Origin of the sequence: Desulfoscipio geothermicus DSM 3669 (assembly GCF_900115975.1) — a bacterium.
GTDB lineage: Bacteria > Bacillota > Desulfotomaculia > Desulfotomaculales > Desulfallaceae > Desulfoscipio > Desulfoscipio geothermicus.
This window is the reverse complement of the sequence record NZ_FOYM01000068.1, coordinates 1-2,539: the sequence shown is the minus strand read 5'-3', so window position 1 is coordinate 2,539 and position 2,539 is coordinate 1. Positions and strand designations below refer to the sequence as shown.

The following is a 2,539-nucleotide window of genomic DNA, read 5'->3' as shown; positions in this document are numbered from 1 at the left end:
GTAGTTTTCTCGTAAATTACTACCTAATTCGACAAGTGACGGTGCATTTCCTATTTATGGCTGCCTAAAGTTTTAACTTTTCGAACAGACTCTTCAATTAATTTTATGAAAATATCATTGATCAGGTCTTCCGCATTGTCCGCATCATGCGTAATATTGTAAACGGTCTTCCGCACGAGACCATAGTAATCCTGATATAAGCTCACCATAAAAGCTTTATCATCTTCCCCTTCCAGTGCGGAGATTACCGTCATTATCATCAAATCACTCCCTTGTTGTAATTATACAGGCATCTGCGAGATTTGGTGACAAAAACAAAGACATCATGAAAATAAACTAAAATATGACCTGAAAAAAATTTCCAGAAAAAGTGTTGCAAAAGTTTTTCTAGATTGTCTATATAGTCAAGAGAATTTTTAAAGGAAAATATTGTATTTCAGTCAATAATTATCAGAATATCACTGGGTAGGACGAGACGTACTGCCAGCCCGTTCAAACAGGATGCTCGCTGAACTACGGGGGAAATAGAAGTTAGTTGGTTTTAATCAAAAGCCAATATGCTTTTGATTAAAATAAATAGGATCGAAGGGGGTGATTAACTGAGCATGGATTCGGAAGGTAACCTCTTTTGCATTAAGTAGGAGGTGATTACTGATGTAAAATTAGGAAACCTCCAATAAGTCGAACTTTTAAAGACAATACTTAATGAGGGCTCACGCCCTGACTTTGTTAATACAAGGATCAGGTTGTTTATCTAACCTAATCATTCAAAATTTTCAAGGAGGTTAGTTGTATGAGAAAAATAATCCGTTTAATGATGTGCATGATGTTAATTTGCTCTATTTTTGCTGTTCCGGTCTATGCGAAAGAAGGTAGAAACCTTAACAATGATGTCAAAGTCTCTGATTCTACAATTTCCCCCCAATGGATGAATCAGTTTGAAGTAACAGCATCGGCCCTAAGCGTTAGAAGTGGCCCCGGAACGAGTTACAGTATTGTTGGCACATTATATAAAGGTGACACAGGATATCTGTATGATGCAAGGGAGATAAGTGCTGATGGATATACTTGGGTCCCAATTTATAATTCTAGTCACACTGCTTTTTGGGGCTGGGTAGCCAAAGAGTATATAGAAATTATTGGCTAAATGAAATAACTGTCACAGCAATAAGGGGTAAATTAATAAAACTGGTAAATTTTTAATCCTTCTCAGTGGTATTTAGATAATACCATTGAGAAGGATTATCCTGAGAAAACGGGCTAAATTGCAGATTGGCTGTATTGATTTCTTCAATTAACCCTATATAATTGTAATTATTATCTGAGATCGGAACAAATATAGCTTAGCAAGGAGTTGTAGGCAATAATGTTTATTAAAGCCAGTACATTCAATAAACGTATTTATCTAATGATTATCGCACTTTTTATGCTGGTGGCAGGATGCAGCACCAGATCGTTAGGGGTAGAGCAACAAGCTGCATTTGGTCCCACTCTAACGGACCCAGGGCTAAGTCCCAATTTGGACAAAGTAATGGATAATATCCGTTCGATATCATCCTATAAAAGAAAAATAGGGTCACAAGGTGAAAAAGATACTGCCGCATACTTACAAAAAGAGCTTGAATCATATGGGTATTTACCGCAGGTTCAGGCATTTCCTTATGACTTGCAAAAAGAATTTACTAGGAATTTTAGGGATTTTAAGGACGATTCATTTTGGGATGTGGATGTCAGGGAGACGCAAAAGGACGGCGAAAGTCAAAATATCATAGCTATTAAGAAGCCTTATAATGATGCCAGTAAAAACATAATTGTAATCAGCGCTCACTATGATGACACTGGCTACGGAGCAGTTATTGATAATGCGACAGGGGTAGCCATACTCCTGGAAGTAGCTAGATTAATAGCGAATACAAATTGCAATGCGGAAGTACGCTTTGTGTTTTTTGGTGGTGAACAATTCGGTTTAAATGGTTCACGCTACTATGTGTCCAAGCTATCCGGGGAGGAAAAGAAAAACATGATTGCTAACATTAACCTTGATAACCTTGGTATAAAGGGAACCAATAACTTGATTTTAGCTACCATTGACGGAAAGGAGAATCAAGCTTCAGCCCTATTTAAAATTTTTTTGCAAAACAATGAACTACAGATCGTTACGGCGCCAGCCAGCGACTATGTATCATTTGCTAGGGCCGGGATTCCCGCTGTATCTTTGGGTCAATTACCAATGCCAATTAAAATGGAGGACAAGTACTCATCAATGGAAGAAATGGATAAAGCGTTAATACAGATAGAGAAGTCACTGCTAGATGAAAACAGATTAAAGGCAGCCTTTAACATGGTTATCAAAGCTCTAGGCCAAGCGATAAATTAGAGAGGCACTTGGCTGGCAGAAAGACCTGCCAGGGCATAATTCACTCCTTTGGGATAACTCCTTCTAGAAATGGCTACGGGTTTTATCATGGGCTGAAATTCAACCCGGTCAAGTGTATAGCCGGCTGAAATATACTGGGGAACCAAAACAGGAAAAGGGGAT

Annotated in this window: 3 protein-coding genes; 2 read left to right on the top strand and 1 reads right to left on the bottom strand. The window is 38.2% G+C overall.

Going from position 1 to position 2,539, the window contains the following annotated elements; genetic code table 11:
* Window positions 1-50 precede the first annotated feature (50 nt).
* Entirely contained in the window at window positions 51-260 is a 210-nt protein-coding gene (locus BM299_RS18630) for an RNA polymerase sigma factor (RefSeq protein ID WP_092488017.1), read from the bottom strand.
* Between the two features lie 533 nt (window positions 261-793).
* On the opposite strand from BM299_RS18630, the gene BM299_RS18625 reads away from it, so the two are divergent.
* Together BM299_RS18625 and BM299_RS18620 are read left to right on the top strand one after the other, a co-directional pair.
* The gene (locus BM299_RS18625; RefSeq protein ID WP_092488014.1) at window positions 794-1,147 is read left to right on the top strand and encodes an SH3 domain-containing protein; all 354 of its coding nucleotides are present in this window, start codon (window positions 794-796) and stop codon (window positions 1,145-1,147) included.
* A 219-nt stretch (window positions 1,148-1,366) separates the two neighbouring features.
* The gene (locus BM299_RS18620; protein ID WP_092488011.1) at window positions 1,367-2,377 is read left to right on the top strand and encodes a M28 family metallopeptidase; all 1,011 of its coding nucleotides are present in this window, start codon (window positions 1,367-1,369) and stop codon (window positions 2,375-2,377) included.
* The last annotated feature ends 162 nt before the right edge of the window (window positions 2,378-2,539 follow it).

Coding starts and splice junctions, on each gene's coding strand:
- BM299_RS18625 (WP_092488014.1), top strand. CDS start 794: ATGAGAAAAATAATCCGTTTAATGATGTGCATGATGTTAATTTGCTCT.
- BM299_RS18630 (WP_092488017.1), bottom strand. CDS start 260: ATGATAATGACGGTAATCTCCGCACTGGAAGGGGAAGATGATAAAGCT.
- BM299_RS18620 (WP_092488011.1), top strand. CDS start 1,367: ATGTTTATTAAAGCCAGTACATTCAATAAACGTATTTATCTAATGATT.